This window comes from Bdellovibrionales bacterium, from assembly GCA_016714165.1.
In the GTDB taxonomy this organism is placed as follows: domain Bacteria; phylum Bdellovibrionota; class Bdellovibrionia; order Bdellovibrionales; family UBA1609; genus JADJVA01.
Window position 1 is genome coordinate 17,469 of record JADJNU010000012.1, and the last position, 14,570, is coordinate 32,038.

The following is a 14,570-nucleotide window of genomic DNA, read 5'->3' on the forward strand; positions in this document are numbered from 1 at the left end:
AAACGCTTTTCAATACTTCCGCATGTCACAATCATCACTGTTTCTCCCTAAGGCATCGCCACATCGAAGTCTGAATAGGATCTCCGCGTTTTTTCACCATGACAATGCAGGACTCCTGGATGTCACTTTCGTTTCTATTAAAGTAGCTTGCTTCATACACAACGGAGTTAGAGAAATCTTTTTTTTCAGGGGACCATCCTGCAGTTTTTAAATAATCATCTTTATTCTTAAAATACTTTTTCCAGTTGCTGTTTTCGAAGCTTAAATTAGGGTCAAACTCTACCTTCAATTTATCATTTTCAAGTTTAATTGATTCGACGGCTTCCAGATCTTTATCGAACGCCGACATTTTTTGGCCGGTATTAGATGTCATATTGATTTGATCCACATCACTTCTAGGAATCATTGTTGCGAAAGCAAATCCATTCTTCGCAGAAAGTAGTTGCGTCACCGCACCAATTTCCTTCTTATCCAAAATCTTGTTTGTGTGAGTATTGAAAACAACGACTTGGTAGAGCTCTTTGAATGGGCGATTGTCTTTCGAGTAAAGAATAGCCACAATGCCATTATTAAGTTCGTAGCCTTGAGTCTTATCACAAATCGAGCCTTCGTTAGGTTTCACGAAACTAAAATCTCCTGGATATGGATCAGACAGAGATTCTACGATTTGAGGCTTAGGGCTTTTGATGAAAACCATAGGAGCTCCTGAAAAATCATTTTCCTCAGGCGCTATTTTTTTATCAAAGCGTAATAAGAGTTCGACTTTGGATTTCCCACCATGACATTGGCTTTGTTGATACGGAATTGTCTTTTGAAATGTTTGTGCTTGCGCAAGTAGGGTTGAAAATAAAAGAGTGAACAAGATAAAAGTGTTGCGCATATAAGTCTCCAAATCCAAGATTTCGCTTCGATATATCGATGATGTGCCTTAAAAATCGAACCAGTATGTGTACAATTTTATTGAAAAAACGGAAAAAGTCAAAATTGCGTTCCCAAGTAGATGAGTTCCGAACCGCTTGTGCTTGTTAAATCATGACAACTAAAATAGCCATTTGGACTGCATTTCAAGACTGTTGTCAGATTTCCTCCATCTTGTGCCACAGGAAATTTCCCACTGAAACTTGCCGCTCGCTGTTTTATGACTGGCACATGGTCAGGAAATCGCCTGGCACAAATCGCGGAAATTCGACAATCGGGCATGCCAGTTCAATAATGTACCGGCCTTCCAAATCGATTATTTCGCCTTGGCTGTCAAAATCTCAAACTCCTCTTCATCATCGTTTTGAGGGATACCCACAATCTTGATCCCCATTCCAATGCTTTTCATGTAGTCGATCAAGGTGGAGAGTTTGATGTCAGAGCGGTTTTCAATCTTTGAAATCTCGTCTTGCGTGTAACCCTCAACATCTACTTGACGGAGGCCCATCTTTTTTCGGGCTTCCGCTAAATGAAGAAATGCCACAACCTGTTCGCCACGCTCAACGGCTCGTTTAAACTTGTCCTGTGGCATGACTTCTCCGGCGCTCTCAAAAAAGTCTGAGTATTTCTTTTTTGTTTTAGCCATTTTGATCCTCCAAGTATTCGTCATATAATTCATCTGCTTTGGCGATCATGCGTTTATAAAAACGCTTATCGCCTTGTTTGTTTCCACCGATGAGGAAAACCGCCTGACGTTTGGGATCAAAAGCGAAGAATATCCGAAATGGCCGTCCCTTGCTTTGAACCCGGAGTTCCTTCATGTTGGAGTGGCGGCTGTCATAAACTGTATCTACATGAGGTCGGCCCAGCTGGGGACCATAACTTTTCAACACTTGGGCTGCTTCAACAATGTCGGCTTGAGCCGACACATCCAGTTCCGCAAACCACTCTCTGAAGGTGCTTGTCTCGGTGATCTTCCACATCGTCCTTAAATATGACATATAATTCATATGACGTCAAGGTCATAATTTAAATAGCTGTAACTTCTAGAAAGTAGGAGAAGATCGCGCGATTGGCGACCGGAACACTTCGTGTGTTTTTTAGGTCTGGGCGATTTTGGGGCGAGAGACTATATGCAAGGCCACATCAATTTCAATCTATGTAAGAAAATTCGTCCTTTCATGCGGTAACTTGGCCCCTCAAAAATCACTATTTTGTCCCGCTCAAACATCCGATCGATCGCCGCATTGGCCACCGCCCTTCTAACGGATAACTTGCCCAACCTCAATGCCAAATTTGAACCAACACACGTAACTGTTTGCTTCTTTCTTATTCTTATAACCGTACCTTTGGCGGGAATGGGCACAAGCAACATTTTCTCCCAATTTGTTATCGACATCAGTCGCTCCATACCTCTCAGTTTCACCATCAAATTTTTTTAACAGCTCAAAGATCTCCTTTGCACGAGAACCTTCTATCACCAGGGATAAAGTTCTCGATCATCGGTCGACTGCTTTTTTTCAAGTCTAGTGCTAGTCTTCACTTCATCATCTTGACGAAATTGAAACAAAGCGTCTCCAAAGCTGTACTCAGTATATGAAGTAAAAATAAAGGCCAAAACGACGAGTGGGATGATCGATCTCTTCATATTTCGCTCCTAAATCCTAAAGTTACAAAGTTAAGAGTTTTAAGGGATGCACTCTTTTGACATGCTGAATTATTTGATGTCAAGCGTCAAGTCTGTGCTGACGTAAGAAAATCCCTATAATCATTCAGGTATTTTCCGGCACTTCAAGTTCCGCTTGACTTTTAGTAGTCAATCGGCTACTTTTTAATCTGTGCAAGCAACACCGAGACGGCTTATTGAATACGAAACCACTAATGGCAAGAATCCAATTGAAGAGTGGCTATTGGATTTAGACCGTACCGTGGCCGCTCGTATTCGGTTGAGAATCCGACGGCTAGCCGTCGGAAATTTTGGCGATGCTAAGCCAGTCGGTGAGGGCGGAGTGAGCTTCGAATTTTTTCGGTGCTGGATACAGAGTTTATTTCGCCCAACACGGAGAGGAAATCATCGTCCTTCTCTGTGGGGGCGATAAAAGCTCTCAAACCAACGACATTGAAACCGCTAAACTTTATTGGGCGGACTTCAAGAGGAGGAGCGATGATTAAAATTAAAGGCAAAACTTATGCTGGTGCTGACCACAAAGAAGGCACTATTCAATGGTTAAAACAAAGCACAGAAAACCAACGGGAATACCTTAAGGCCGCCATTGAAGATAACTCCGATATGCCCGAAGTGATTTTGATGGCCATTCGTGAAATTGCCGAGGCCCGTGGCTATGAGAACTTCGCAAACGATGCGGGATTAAGTAAAAAATCTCTCTACCGTATTCTTGACGAAGAAAAAGAGGCCAAGCCTCGCTACGAAACAATTTATCAACTAATTCATGCACTCGGTCTTCGATTCACCGTAGAGGCCGACCCTGCGGCGAAAGTGGGATAATGGAAACGGCAAAATCTAGCTCCAAAATGATTTACCCATGCGTTTAGGCAAAAAAACTCCAAAACATCTCAAGATAATCTTGGATGGATCAAATGGACATGGATATTTTATTCGCGCTCGATAATTTACTAACAATTTTCACCCGATTTTGCCATAAATCAAAAAGTAGACAGTGAAATATACCAATGCCGATGCTTAAGGAAAAAGAGAGATGACGGGGGCCGGGCCAACAATCTCAAGGATGAAGGTTGCCGCATGAGAATTGCTACGGATACTTGAGTTTGTAAACATGACGACCAGAAATCTCAAGCTGAACGCCTCCACTTGTGAGATGAGCGAACAAACCATAAGATCCCAGCGAATGTTATAAGGCGCTATATGTGCAGCAGTAGCTGATTGATCTCTGATATTTTATTGCGCGATTTTTGTGTATGGGTAAAAAATGCTTACTGAAATGTTGTTGAATCACTTTGAAGATCCCGGTGCGGAAATTCGCACGCCGGGATCTGTGAGGGTCTTTACCTTGCGCTCTTCATGAAGGTGTGAGGTAATTCTACTCGATGATTAGTAGGTTATCACTTATTCTTTTTGTAATTTTTGTTTCCAGCTGTACCACGGTTCGTCGTGATATCTATTTTAAGGATATGGAATCTCAATATGGTAAGAAATCAATATCTGCAATTTTCCCAGGTAATGTTTACTGGTCTGACTTCCTAAAAAAGAATGGCAAGAATGTCGGACGTGTGAGAATGGAAATCCTTAACTCGGCAACTGGGAACATACATTTGGGATAATTATTCCTTTTTTCCAATTTTCTATTTAAGTGAAAATCAGTTTGAGTTGGAATCTAGAAATTTTAAAATAGGTTGTAGGGTAGAGAATTTTATCAACTTTAAAAAGCCGGGTATTTGCCACAAGCTGAAAATTGTTTCTGACGGTAAAGAGTATACTCCAGTTAAGATAGAAAATACTGGTTACGAAAAGGTTTTTGAATTCGAGCTTTTAGCAACTAATGTAAATCAGCTTTTGCTTCAATTAGACTCTTATGCCACAGGAGAAGGAGATAAAATACAGGTGCCAATCAAAGCAAATATGAAGGTTGAAGATTGGACAAGATTTCATTTGATCCCTGTTGCTCCATAAAATGAAGTCACCTACTTGCGCGAACAACTAGAAGGAAAAAATATAGCCAACGCAAAAAAAAGGAGGCCTGAACCAAGAATACTTCCGCACAAAGATCCCAGCGAAAGTTATAAGGCGCTATATGTGCGGAAGTATTTAATTGCGTAGACATAGAGTTCCCCAATAATAGTGGACAGTTTTCTTCGAGCGGTTTAATCAAACCGATAGGAGATAACAATGAGTTCAAAGAGAAGGGCTTTTTCACAAGAGTATAAGACCGAAGCCGTTGATAGATCAAGATGACGACTGACTTGCCGATATTTAACAGGCCGTAAAATCACCGCCCGAATGTTTTTCATTTTCCCAAATAATCGGCTTGTTGAGAAATTCCGTTGGACATTCTGTATCCATAAAGCATTCAATTATTTCTTCCTTGGATTCGCTGGGAATATGATACGGAACAGCAACTTTGCAGGATTTTCTATCGGCTGCGTCTCTTCGACCCGGAAGAAGTGGCGGATAGTACACGTGTTGTTCTATTTTATTGTTCCAATCTGCACATGATCAGAAAAAACAGACAAAACCTTCAGCGAGGCGCAAGTATCACTAGTGTACTTCTGTATCTCACTTAACTGATCGCGTGGCGAAACATGTTGCAATGAAATTTCGATAGACTTCGAACTTTCATATGCCTCCATACAGACGTAGGCTTGGCCTAGAAAAGAGACCCCCATAAAAATACTCGAGATAATTATCCGGCCAAAAGCAACCATCATAAAACTTATCCTTTCATTTTTCATTCGAATCGATAGCCAATTCCAATTGGCACCTCTCTACTCAATGCGTTATCTAATGTCAAGCGTCAGCCCTGTGTTGATGTAAGAAAACTCCCATAATCATATCTGGATGATTGTGACGTGCTGAAGCTTCTAGCCAAAGGCATCCGTCTGAACCTAGTAAAAAAGGACCATCTCAAGTTCTGTGTCACTTGATCTCTTTACCAAGCCAGTCGCCTATACCCTGAAATTGGCCTTTATACACAGCATAGGGATTGCCCGGAATATCCACAGGCAAACGCCCCTCTGTTGAGGCCTTCTTCCACTCAGAACTGGATTTAATTCCGCTATTTCTCGCCCATTCCCTCGCCTCTTCAAAGGATCGCCATTCAGTCCCAAGCCAGTCGCCCATACCTTGAAATTTACCTTTATACACAACATTGGGATTACTTGGAATATCTTCAGGGAGACGCCCCTCTATTGAAGCCTTTATCCACTCAGTACTGGATTTAATTCCGCTTACTTCTCGCCCATTCTCTCGCTTCTTCAAAGGATCTCCAATCAGTCCCAAGCCAGTCGCCCATACCTTGAAATTTACCTTTATACACAACATTGGGATTACTTGGAATATCTTCAGGGAGACGCCCCTCTATTGAAGCCTTTATCCACTCAGTACTGGATTTAATTCCGCTACTTCTCGCCCATTCTCTCGCTTCTTCAAAGGATCTCCAATCAGTCCCAAGTTTAGATATCCTACCTGTCCCAAGCCAGTCGCCCCAACCTTTGAATTTTCCTTTATACACGGTATTTGGAGCACCCGGAATATCTTCAGGTAAACGCCGCCTCTCTTTAGAGGCCTTCTTCCACTCAGAACTGGATTTAATTCCGCTATTTCTCGCCCATTCTCTCGCCACTTCAAAAGGCCGCCACTTGGACTGCCTTCGTTGCCAGAACTCTTGAATACTTGATTTAAGGTTATTCCACGAGTCCTGTGCGAATATATGTTGGTCTATGCCTACTGCCGAGACTGATGGATATTGCCTCTTCAATGGCCTTTGACCATTTGATCTGGGTTGAGTCATATTTTTTACCTCACTCAAGATGCTCAGCAACTCAACTGCTGTGTCTTCATTTATTTCAACAAGGCTTACAGCATCTACCCAAGACTTTCCTTCCTTAAGTCGGAGAAGACGACCGAGTCTTTGCAAAAACTGAGTGACACTGGCCGTGGAGTTAAGATCGATTAATAGATCAAGATCTGATAAATTAACCCCCTCATCAAGCATACGAACCGATAGAATTATTGCCTTTTGAGCTTTCTTAAACTTTTCTATAATTTCAATATTTGTGTCGATCTCTTGTTTTGAATGAACAAACTCGACAAAATGACTTGGAAATACACCTTTGAAAACTTTGCTCAAAGACTCAGCTTCTTCAATTGAGTTTGCGACAATCAGTACCTTATCTTTTTCTTGAATTAGTCTCTTTAAAAACCGAGCAATATATTCGTAATGTTTTGGATTTATGACGTAGCGGCAGCCTGGCACATCGAGATTGTCCAGACCTTGAACGAAGAGATCTTCAATCCCAAATATCTCTTTTGAGAGAAAAAATAATTGATCAAATGGAGTCAGCTCTCCCTTTGAAAAGGTTTGATAAAGCTGCTCAACCACATCACTGACATTTCTTTCGAGAAATTCAGTCTGATTCATCACCTTTTCAGCGCTATCAAGATGAACCCAAAAGCTCTGATTGTAGAACATCTCCTGAAGAGAGATGTCTCGGTGCACAGGAGTTGCCGTAAGACCCAGAATAAACCCAGAAAAATCTTTCCGAGTATTCAAGTCCTCTAAAAAATCACGCATGAGAGGAGCTCCCAAATGTTGGCTTTCATCATAGACCATCAATTTTAAGACGCTCGCGAGTTCATCTCTTTCTTTTTCATTCAAACTTTTAAATTGATTTCTAAGGGTGGCCGTCGTTGTGACGACATATTTTTCAGCTGACCTGGATTCGATCGCAGCCGCTCTTAAATTAGGACGCTCTTGCGAATTTGCCGACCACAGACTATGTGAAATACCCCTGAGATTCAGACTCCTTGAAAAATCTCTTAGATTAAGGACTCGGTCTGCAATAATAAGGCGAAGACCAGAAGCAAATCTAGCCTTAGATAAAAATTCAACTGCAACTTCAGTCTTACCAAACCCGGGAGGGGCTACCAGCAATATTCTATCACGGCCACGGTTGCGAAAAGACTCTATGACTCGAACAGCCTCTCGTTGAGAATCTTTTAGAATTCTTGGGCCATTGGCTGTTGAATTGTAGGGATGAAATTGCGTTCCAACTAAAGCCTGTAGAATAATATCTCTAGGAGGGACTCCGCCGGTGAGGCCACGACTTGGCCAATAAAGTCGCTTGAGCTCAGTTGATATCACAAGCCTTGCCTCAACTTCCTCGGTCGACTGAATCACTAACCCATTAAGGCTTATCCCCTCTGAGGTCACAGTCCACGGAAGACCCAAAAACAAAGGCTCTTTTGAAAGCCACTGGGAAAGGCCACCATAGGAAAGGGTGGATACTTCACGCTTGGATGAGTCTGATACAAATAATCTGCAAGACTTAGAATTTGACGAGGAAGCCCTGGATTCAAACCAACTTCCAAAAAAACCGGAATGATCGTAACAGAAAAAAAGCCAATACTCTCAAAGACGACACCGATTTACTCCCATTATGAGGCCCGAAAAAAACAACTTCTCCTAAATCTTCTTTTTCGTCGCCATCTTTAAGAGGAGGCCTCAAAATCAAGGTGGCTGAATCTAGCACAACTAGATGCACAGTGTGCAAGTTTAATTGATGTAAGAAAATTCCTATAATCTGATATCTTTTCTTGGAGGAACTTCACAGACGTATCCAATAATCGTAATGGACAATCGACTGCGGCCCAGTTACCCCCCATGGCAACGAACTGTGCTTTTGGTTGATAAAAAGAATCAACACATGCCCCCAATATTCCATGGGGCACACACAATTGAACAACAAGTACTTGCTTTTTTATTCCGTCAATCGCATCCCGGTCTCACCCCAAAGCAGATCGATTCTTGCCTTGATTTGAGCGATTAGCTCTTCATTTTCTCTGATTTTATCGACAGCCGCTGACAGACTTTTTCCATATTTAAAATTTCTCAATTCACGCACTATATTATCGGCTCTGTTTCCTACTTCTGTATACCTCCGAGCTAATTCTTGAAATTTTGTCCATTGGTCATCATCAGACACAGGTCTCTCGTCGATAAAGATTTTCATGTCCTCTACTTTTTTGCTGAATGATTGGTATCGTTCTGCTCAAAAAGTCCGCTATTTCCTTTTTATGCTCTTCTGTTGTAAACTTCAGGATGTGCAGGCTATCAGCCAACCATTCTCTTTCACCTATCGCGCTAATATACAGGTTGTTGTTGAAAAAATACCATTGGATGTCCTGAGATGATGCCCTGTGCAGAATTCTCTCAAAAAATCCCATTTCCCCTTCTACTTGCCCCACTGCTTCTTCATTGAAAAATCCAGAAAAAATAAATACTTTTGAATCGGTAGGCTTTGAAGAAAACCACCCTGTCTTTTCAAATAAAGCATCAACAACAGTTCTACTGCGATCGGTTCCCCTGATTCTATTTCCTGAGATTGATCCATATGAGTACTTGTAATCAGCGACCAACTCATCAAGGTGCGTTTTCATCTGCAATAAAAAATCTTGCTTATTCAAAAACACGATATTTGGGTTCTCTACCCGCCTTCTTCCTGGGACAACCAAATCGGTGTCGATAACCCTTAAGACCAATTCAGAAAGAGGAAGATCACTGGCTTTTGGTCGTCGCGAAGATTCATCAACCTGTTCTGCTGTTACCTGCGCCGCATTGGACATGAGAAAACAAAACAATAAGCAACACACTTTTCCCGACATGCAATTCTCCTTTAGCTATTAGATAAAAGACGAGGGACAATTATTCGATGCATTATATAATATCAAGCGTCACGTAACTTCCAATGTAAGAAAAGTGCAATAATCATACATGATTTCATGCAGAATCCGGGGCCCAAAAGGACCTCCCCGCCTGTTACGATTGTTACAATTTAATCGGATGAGCCATCACTCTCGAGTTAGAGAGAAAACGTCAACTATATGATATTTTTAAGCTTATAACCATTTTTATCGATCAAAAAGGCAGATGCTACTGAGTCAATCACTTCATAATCACAATCGATTTTCCGAACCAAACTCCTCTCAAGCACCCTTCAGCTCTTTTACGATTTCCGGTTTCTTGGCAATAATTTCTAACAGACGATAGACAGAGCCAGAAGGCTTCCGCAAACCCTGTTCCCAATGACGAACTGTCCCCTGTTTTACATTTAGAAGTGATGCAAATTCGAGCTGAGTACAATGGAGGGCTTCGCGCAATTTCTTGATTTCAGATTTGGAAAACTCAGGTGCAGGCGGAGCAAGTTCACGCTCAACAGTTTTAAGCTCAGTTTCGCCACGCTCATGAGCTACGGCCGCAGTTAGACTGGAGATCAGGGCTTGCCCCAAGACAGATTTTTTTGCTTTCACGGCTTACTCTCCTTTTTCAAAGTTGCTACCAGTTCGCGAATCAATTTCTTTTCATCGGGCCTTATGTCCTCAGACTCTCCCTTCTTCAAGAGAAACAGCACATGCGATTTCTCCACATGGGACAAATCCAAAAACAAAACCCTGATACCGCCTCGCTTTCCCTTACCCCTGGATTCATCGGCCAGTCGGAATTTTCTTACGCCACCGGTTCCCGGCACGATGTCACCCGCCTCAGGGTTATTAAGAATCACATTCTCAATTTCACGAGCCTTCGCATCAGAGTCGCTAAACTCTGCGAGTCGGGATTGAATCATAGCTGCATATACAAAGACTCGCCTCATCCCACTAAGGTACTACAGAGTAGTAGTTATCGCAAGCTAAACCATGGTATTCTAAGCCTAGAACGCCTAGACCTCATAAAATTGGCCCTATTGCAAAAATACAGAGTCTTGGGCCACCAACCCGCCCTACGATGCCTTCTCAAGATATTGAATCAATGCCTCGCGAATGAGCCTTTGATATTTTGTGTTCTTTAATTCCGCAAGTTCCTTAAGTCTCCTCAAAAGATCATCCGATATCCGAAACGTCACCGTCTTATCTTTAGGGACAAATTGGAAGTAATGAGAGAATGGCTTCCAGTCTCCATTTTTGATGAGATCTGAAAAATCCCTCTCCACAGGGTCACTCTTTACACTTTTACTTACCTTTGCTTTTTTTGCTTTTTTCTTTTTCATTTAATGCCTCTATTTCCTTTTTCTTCGCGTATCTGGCACTAATTACACGAATCATAAATCGACCTTCAATTACCCGAAGCGTAAACACCCCTACCAAGTACCTACCGTCATAAAGACCGAAAGCCACGTACCGATCTTCGGCCTCGCTGTGTTTATTATCAGATGTGACCAACGGATCACTCAGAAAGAACGCCTCGATCATGGCTATCGACAGGCCGTGCTTCTGACACTTCTTTTCGTTATGCTGATCCCAGTTGAAATAGCTAATCTTCACTAGGTTGAGTATAGCAATGTACATGCAAAATGTAAATACAAAATGTCAATTTATTATTTCCTGGTAAATTCAGATGGTTATATGAAGAGAGGATCCAATGTTTTGAGCCCTAGAATAGGGCTCAAATAGTCTATTGAGAGATTGATTTCTCATCATACCGCAGCAAAACTCATCTCGCCTCGCCAGACTTGAGTCCTGCGCCGAGACCGAAATTGCCTTTGAAAACCTGAACCTAATTGATGAACGAGGACAATGTTTGATATTTGAAATAAGAATCTCAGGGCAACGAGGGAGAATGTGTTGCTCATTTGAGCTCCCTCAGGCCGGCTCTGATTCATCTCCTGGGCCTGAAGCTCTAAAAGGCGTCTTCTGAGATCATTGTTTTCGGTTGTGAGTTTTCTGGCCGCTGAGAGCCAAGCTTTATTCATGAATATCTCAATCGCCAAGTCGTTCTTGGCCATAGTTGCTTTGAGACCGGAAATGCTTTCTCGCAGCACCTCTCCCTGAGCAATATTGCCCATCCCCTTACCAATCACATTTGAAGAAAAGGACCAGGATGAATAGAGAAAAAGAATCACGAGCACTGCTTTGACCAGAATTTGACTTGGCAGATTTGAGGGCTTAAGAAATGCAAACACGATCAACAGTCCTTCAACGAGAACGGCCGCGAGAATTGATTGTTCAAGGTTTGAATTGTTTGACTGATAAAATTCAACTGCCTCATGGAGTAAAAAGTAAGTGATTCCAGCAATAAGGAGTATCTGGGCCAGGAGGCCAAGTAATTCAAATTTGAAAGTTTGACTCCGAGGTTGACCTATTTGAGGACCACGTTGAATTTCAAACAAGGAGAGTTGAGATTCAACTTTTGAGGCCTGAATTTCAGTCTTTCTCTTGAGCCGATGTTCTCTGATTCGCTCTTTGTTGCGAAGGTAATATTCCGAATTGTATTGCTTTCTGCAAAACTGACCCACCTTGCCTCCTTCCATGAAAACGGGATCCCTTTGTCCCCTACCCGATCCGAAGATAGTTTTTTTAAGATTTTGAGAGGCCCTCAACAATTTTAGCCATCACGAGCCTCTCATGAGAAACACTGCCGATCTTGACCAGTCCGTTTTCGGGAACAAGTGAAAGCTTCTCCCTCTCTGTCATGTGAGATGCGATCTCCTGAGCTTTAGCCGTCAACTTATCCTGAGCTTGGCGCTTTTCAAGGTCCGCCATCTCACGTCTGCGCTTTTCGTTGTTCTCCACCTGGACTTTGAGCTCGTTCACTAGACCTTCAGAAATGTAGGCTCCAGAACGCCTGAGGATGCCCATCAGAAAGCCAAGCTTTGAACCGCGACTATTTACCTTTCCCACTTCTAGATCGTAAGCAAAGGCATCCAGGGACTCCTGAACCTCTGATGCGGATAAGGTACCCAACTGGAATAGTTGTTTGATCTGAGTCTGACCAAAACCAATGGCCTTCACATTTTCGGGTGTCTGGATCTCGATCCACTCTTCGGGTAGGTCAGTTGGCTTGGATTCAGAGCCGCTAGTATTAGTAATATTAATATTATTAAAATCACTACTACTACTAGCGCGTCTTGTGTCGTTTGTGGTGTCGGTGTTGTGTCGGTTTTTTTCCACCAGATGTGTTGGTATTGTGTCGGTATTTAGGCGTTTGGAATACAGTTTGGATACTAAATCTGGAACGAGAATTTGCACTAATGTTCCACGTCCTTTTCCAATAGCTTGTAGTTCGATAAAGCCACTGGACTTCAGTCTCTTTGTTGTCGTTCGTACACTGCCGAGGGGAATCTGGATGTTGATGGCGATGGAATCGTAGGTTGTTCTGAATCCTTGAAAATTGCTTTTGAGAGTCATTTCATAACAAAAGTGAAAGACTCTGAGCCGGTGACCACGCAGCGCGAGGAGATCGCGATCAATTGTGTCGGTATGGTTTGGTATGCTGTGTCGGGACTGTGTCGGATGTGGTGTCGGTATTGTGTCGAATGCGTGTCGGAGTTGTGTCGCTTTTATCTGAACATTGAGTGGAGTGTGTGCCGGCATTGTGTTGGCAATGTGTCGGTTAACTCTATTTTTTGACTTATTTAGAATAGGGTTGTGATCTATTCCATTTGTTTCGGTTGTGTGTCGCAACTGTGTCGGTATTGAACCTTTTTTTGTGTCGGTATCGTGTCGGATATTTACTTCATTTTGTGTCGGTATCGTGTCGGTAATGTTGTTAGATAACGTTCTTGAATGATTAATGGCGGGATATTCTTCGGAATTAATTCTCTTTTTTTGTGTCGGTATTGAACCTTTTTTTGTGTCGGTATCGTGTTGGATATTTACTTCATTTTGTGTTGGTATCGTGTCGGTAATTTTTCCGCTAAAGGTTTTTAACGGTTCGATACTATGTTCAAAAATCTGTGTCGGTATTGTCTTTATTTGTGTCGGTATTGTGTCAGTAGTTTCTTTTAATTGGCCTGTTTTTAAAAAATGGGTATCAGAAGTAGGGGGTATGACATCACTTCCTGTAGCCAATCCTGAAGCCTCTAGCGACTTGTTTGATACTTTGTTCCTCGATGAATTTAAATCTACCTTGTCTGGGATGATCTCATTTTTTATTGCCGGCGAGAGTTCATCCGAAAGGGCATTTTTTAAAACAGGGTTGAGTTGTTCAATGTCCTGCTCCGAAGATGCTCCGGATAGCCTCTCCGTTTGTCCGATTTGCCAAGGTCTAGTTGCTCCGGTTCTTCTAATTTTTTTTGGCTGATTAATTCTATCAATTCGAACTTTATTTTTCTCGAGCACGTCGTCAATGTTAGCCATTTTATAAATACCTTAAAGAGTTAGTTACTTTTCTTAGAAAAAAAAGTGTCAATCCCCATTATTTCTTTAACAAAAGAGTCATAGTCATCCTTGGCGTTAGAATTTTTGTATTGAAAGAGATCTTCCTTTTTTGTAATTGCATTTTTAAGATCGGACGCAGTCCGTATCATCGTCTTGAACATTCTTTCTTTATTGCTATCAGCTATTTCGGAGAGGTATTTGAGAGAAGTGTATTCCCTAGCATCAAAGCGAGTGAATATGACCCTGGTTTCCCTATTTCCAATTTCTGGAAAGTCTTCCTCTATTTGATGGATCTCTTTGAGAGTTTGTTCGAGTCCGATCTGAGAAAACTTATCTGGGGCTACCGGTAAAACAACTAAATCAGAGGCACAAATGATTGCGGTATTAGTTAGGTTCAACGCTGGAGCGCAGTCAATAATGATATAATCGTACCTATCTTTAACAATCTCAAATATTTTTGAGAAAGGAACGCTAGGATTCTTAAAGTTATCCCTAATCTTGCTCTCCAATATTGAATTCAGTGGCGTTGAAGGAATTAGGTGAAGGAACGGCGAAAATGCTATGATGGCCTCATCAATTGAGGCATCTTTGGTCAAAAGATCGACTAGAATTGGAGTTTCCTCGTCAATCTCAATCTTCATGGAACTTAAATCAAATGCAGAAGTGAGATTTCCCTGTGAATCGCCGTCGACAACTAGAATTCGAGCTCCATAAGCGGCCATTCTGTTTGCAACGAAAAAGCTTGATGTTGTTTTTCCAACTCCGCCCTTACACATCATGAACGAGATAACTTTTGCTGGAGTTG

21 protein-coding genes and 1 pseudogene are annotated in these 14,570 nt (G+C 42.0%); 4 read left to right on the top strand and 18 right to left on the bottom strand.

The window, feature by feature from the left end; translation table 11 throughout:
• Positions 1–34: 34 nt before the first annotated feature.
• The 5 genes from IPJ71_19325 to IPJ71_19345 form a co-directional block, all read right to left on the bottom strand.
• Positions 35–880, bottom strand: coding sequence for a hypothetical protein (locus tag IPJ71_19325; protein ID MBK7845793.1), 846 nt, complete (start codon positions 878–880; stop codon positions 35–37).
• Between the two features lie 354 nt (positions 881–1,234).
• On the bottom strand, positions 1,235–1,564 hold the full coding sequence (locus tag IPJ71_19330) for a helix-turn-helix transcriptional regulator (protein MBK7845794.1): 330 nt from the start codon (positions 1,562–1,564) through the stop codon (positions 1,235–1,237).
• The gene (locus IPJ71_19335; protein ID MBK7845795.1) at positions 1,557–1,901 is read right to left on the bottom strand and encodes a type II toxin-antitoxin system RelE/ParE family toxin; all 345 of its coding nucleotides are present in this window, start codon (positions 1,899–1,901) and stop codon (positions 1,557–1,559) included. Before IPJ71_19335 ends, IPJ71_19330 begins: the two co-directional genes overlap by 8 nt.
• 146 nt (positions 1,902–2,047) lie before the next feature.
• Positions 2,048–2,347: a hypothetical protein gene (locus tag IPJ71_19340; GenBank protein ID MBK7845796.1), complete on the bottom strand. Its 300-nt coding sequence runs from the start codon at positions 2,345–2,347 to the stop codon at positions 2,048–2,050.
• 48 nt (positions 2,348–2,395) lie between these two features.
• On the bottom strand, positions 2,396–2,566 hold the full coding sequence (locus IPJ71_19345) for a hypothetical protein (protein ID MBK7845797.1): 171 nt from the start codon (positions 2,564–2,566) through the stop codon (positions 2,396–2,398).
• Between the two features lie 190 nt (positions 2,567–2,756).
• On the opposite strand from IPJ71_19345, the pseudogene IPJ71_19350 reads away from it, so the two are divergent.
• The 4 genes and pseudogenes from IPJ71_19350 (at position 2,757) to IPJ71_19365 (ending at position 4,567) form a co-directional block, all read left to right on the top strand.
• Positions 2,757–3,090: pseudogene (locus IPJ71_19350) on the top strand (type II toxin-antitoxin system RelE/ParE family toxin).
• Complete coding sequence (locus IPJ71_19355) at positions 3,083–3,424, top strand: putative addiction module antidote protein (GenBank protein ID MBK7845798.1); 342 nt, start codon at positions 3,083–3,085, stop codon at positions 3,422–3,424. Before IPJ71_19350 ends, IPJ71_19355 begins: the two are co-directional and overlap by 8 nt.
• 560 nt (positions 3,425–3,984) lie before the next feature.
• Entirely contained in the window at positions 3,985–4,218 is a 234-nt protein-coding gene (locus IPJ71_19360) for a hypothetical protein (GenBank protein ID MBK7845799.1), read from the top strand.
• 46 nt (positions 4,219–4,264) lie between these two features.
• On the top strand, positions 4,265–4,567 hold the full coding sequence (locus tag IPJ71_19365; protein MBK7845800.1) for a hypothetical protein: 303 nt from the start codon (positions 4,265–4,267) through the stop codon (positions 4,565–4,567).
• A 191-nt stretch (positions 4,568–4,758) separates the two neighbouring features.
• On the opposite strand, the gene IPJ71_19370 is transcribed toward IPJ71_19365, so the two are convergent.
• The 13 genes from IPJ71_19370 to IPJ71_19430 all read right to left on the bottom strand — a co-directional run bounded on the left by IPJ71_19370 (position 4,759) and on the right by IPJ71_19430 (position 14,544).
• Positions 4,759–4,905 (bottom strand): hypothetical protein, encoded by a 147-nt coding sequence (locus tag IPJ71_19370; GenBank protein ID MBK7845801.1) that lies wholly within the window; start codon positions 4,903–4,905, stop codon positions 4,759–4,761.
• A 177-nt stretch (positions 4,906–5,082) separates the two neighbouring features.
• Entirely contained in the window at positions 5,083–5,322 is a 240-nt protein-coding gene (locus IPJ71_19375) for a hypothetical protein (protein MBK7845802.1), read from the bottom strand.
• A 208-nt stretch (positions 5,323–5,530) separates the two neighbouring features.
• Positions 5,531–5,872, bottom strand: a complete 342-nt coding sequence (locus IPJ71_19380; protein ID MBK7845803.1) for a hypothetical protein — start codon at positions 5,870–5,872, stop codon at positions 5,531–5,533.
• Entirely contained in the window at positions 5,832–7,850 is a 2,019-nt protein-coding gene (locus IPJ71_19385; GenBank protein ID MBK7845804.1) for a DEAD/DEAH box helicase family protein, read from the bottom strand. Before IPJ71_19385 ends, IPJ71_19380 begins: the two co-directional genes overlap by 41 nt.
• A gap of 523 nt (positions 7,851–8,373) precedes the next feature.
• A complete protein-coding gene (locus tag IPJ71_19390) occupies positions 8,374–8,625 on the bottom strand; it encodes a hypothetical protein (GenBank protein ID MBK7845805.1) in 252 nt (83 codons plus the stop codon).
• On the bottom strand, positions 8,591–9,277 hold the full coding sequence (locus IPJ71_19395; protein ID MBK7845806.1) for a hypothetical protein: 687 nt from the start codon (positions 9,275–9,277) through the stop codon (positions 8,591–8,593). Before IPJ71_19395 ends, IPJ71_19390 begins: the two co-directional genes overlap by 35 nt.
• A 321-nt stretch (positions 9,278–9,598) precedes the next feature.
• Complete coding sequence (locus IPJ71_19400; protein MBK7845807.1) at positions 9,599–9,922, bottom strand: helix-turn-helix domain-containing protein; 324 nt, start codon at positions 9,920–9,922, stop codon at positions 9,599–9,601.
• A complete protein-coding gene (locus tag IPJ71_19405) occupies positions 9,919–10,236 on the bottom strand; it encodes a hypothetical protein (GenBank protein ID MBK7845808.1) in 318 nt (105 codons plus the stop codon). Before IPJ71_19405 ends, IPJ71_19400 begins: the two co-directional genes overlap by 4 nt.
• Before the next feature lie 153 nt (positions 10,237–10,389).
• A complete protein-coding gene (locus IPJ71_19410) occupies positions 10,390–10,656 on the bottom strand; it encodes a hypothetical protein (protein ID MBK7845809.1) in 267 nt (88 codons plus the stop codon).
• Entirely contained in the window at positions 10,619–10,954 is a 336-nt protein-coding gene (locus IPJ71_19415; protein ID MBK7845810.1) for a BrnT family toxin, read from the bottom strand. Before IPJ71_19415 ends, IPJ71_19410 begins: the two co-directional genes overlap by 38 nt.
• Positions 10,955–11,082: 128 nt before the next feature.
• Positions 11,083–11,901, bottom strand: a complete 819-nt coding sequence (locus IPJ71_19420; protein ID MBK7845811.1) for a hypothetical protein — start codon at positions 11,899–11,901, stop codon at positions 11,083–11,085.
• A gap of 61 nt (positions 11,902–11,962) precedes the next feature.
• Complete coding sequence (locus IPJ71_19425; protein MBK7845812.1) at positions 11,963–13,744, bottom strand: hypothetical protein; 1,782 nt, start codon at positions 13,742–13,744, stop codon at positions 11,963–11,965.
• Between the two features lie 20 nt (positions 13,745–13,764).
• A complete protein-coding gene (locus IPJ71_19430; GenBank protein MBK7845813.1) occupies positions 13,765–14,544 on the bottom strand; it encodes a ParA family protein in 780 nt (259 codons plus the stop codon).
• Between the last annotated feature and the right edge of the window lie 26 nt (positions 14,545–14,570).

Coding starts and splice junctions, on each gene's coding strand:
- IPJ71_19325 (MBK7845793.1), bottom strand. CDS start 880: ATGCGCAACACTTTTATCTTGTTCACTCTTTTATTTTCAACCCTACTT.
- IPJ71_19330 (MBK7845794.1), bottom strand. CDS start 1,564: ATGGCTAAAACAAAAAAGAAATACTCAGACTTTTTTGAGAGCGCCGGA.
- IPJ71_19335 (MBK7845795.1), bottom strand. CDS start 1,901: ATGTGGAAGATCACCGAGACAAGCACCTTCAGAGAGTGGTTTGCGGAA.
- IPJ71_19340 (MBK7845796.1), bottom strand. CDS start 2,347: ATGGTGAAACTGAGAGGTATGGAGCGACTGATGTCGATAACAAATTGG.
- IPJ71_19345 (MBK7845797.1), bottom strand. CDS start 2,566: ATGAAGAGATCGATCATCCCACTCGTCGTTTTGGCCTTTATTTTTACT.
- IPJ71_19355 (MBK7845798.1), top strand. CDS start 3,083: ATGATTAAAATTAAAGGCAAAACTTATGCTGGTGCTGACCACAAAGAA.
- IPJ71_19360 (MBK7845799.1), top strand. CDS start 3,985: ATGATTAGTAGGTTATCACTTATTCTTTTTGTAATTTTTGTTTCCAGC.
- IPJ71_19370 (MBK7845801.1), bottom strand. CDS start 4,905: ATGAAAAACATTCGGGCGGTGATTTTACGGCCTGTTAAATATCGGCAA.
- IPJ71_19375 (MBK7845802.1), bottom strand. CDS start 5,322: ATGATGGTTGCTTTTGGCCGGATAATTATCTCGAGTATTTTTATGGGG.
- IPJ71_19390 (MBK7845805.1), bottom strand. CDS start 8,625: ATGAAAATCTTTATCGACGAGAGACCTGTGTCTGATGATGACCAATGG.
- IPJ71_19395 (MBK7845806.1), bottom strand. CDS start 9,277: ATGTCGGGAAAAGTGTGTTGCTTATTGTTTTGTTTTCTCATGTCCAAT.
- IPJ71_19405 (MBK7845808.1), bottom strand. CDS start 10,236: ATGATTCAATCCCGACTCGCAGAGTTTAGCGACTCTGATGCGAAGGCT.
- IPJ71_19410 (MBK7845809.1), bottom strand. CDS start 10,656: ATGAAAAAGAAAAAAGCAAAAAAAGCAAAGGTAAGTAAAAGTGTAAAG.
- IPJ71_19415 (MBK7845810.1), bottom strand. CDS start 10,954: ATGTACATTGCTATACTCAACCTAGTGAAGATTAGCTATTTCAACTGG.
- IPJ71_19425 (MBK7845812.1), bottom strand. CDS start 13,744: ATGGCTAACATTGACGACGTGCTCGAGAAAAATAAAGTTCGAATTGAT.
- IPJ71_19430 (MBK7845813.1), bottom strand. CDS start 14,544: ATGATGTGTAAGGGCGGAGTTGGAAAAACAACATCAAGCTTTTTCGTT.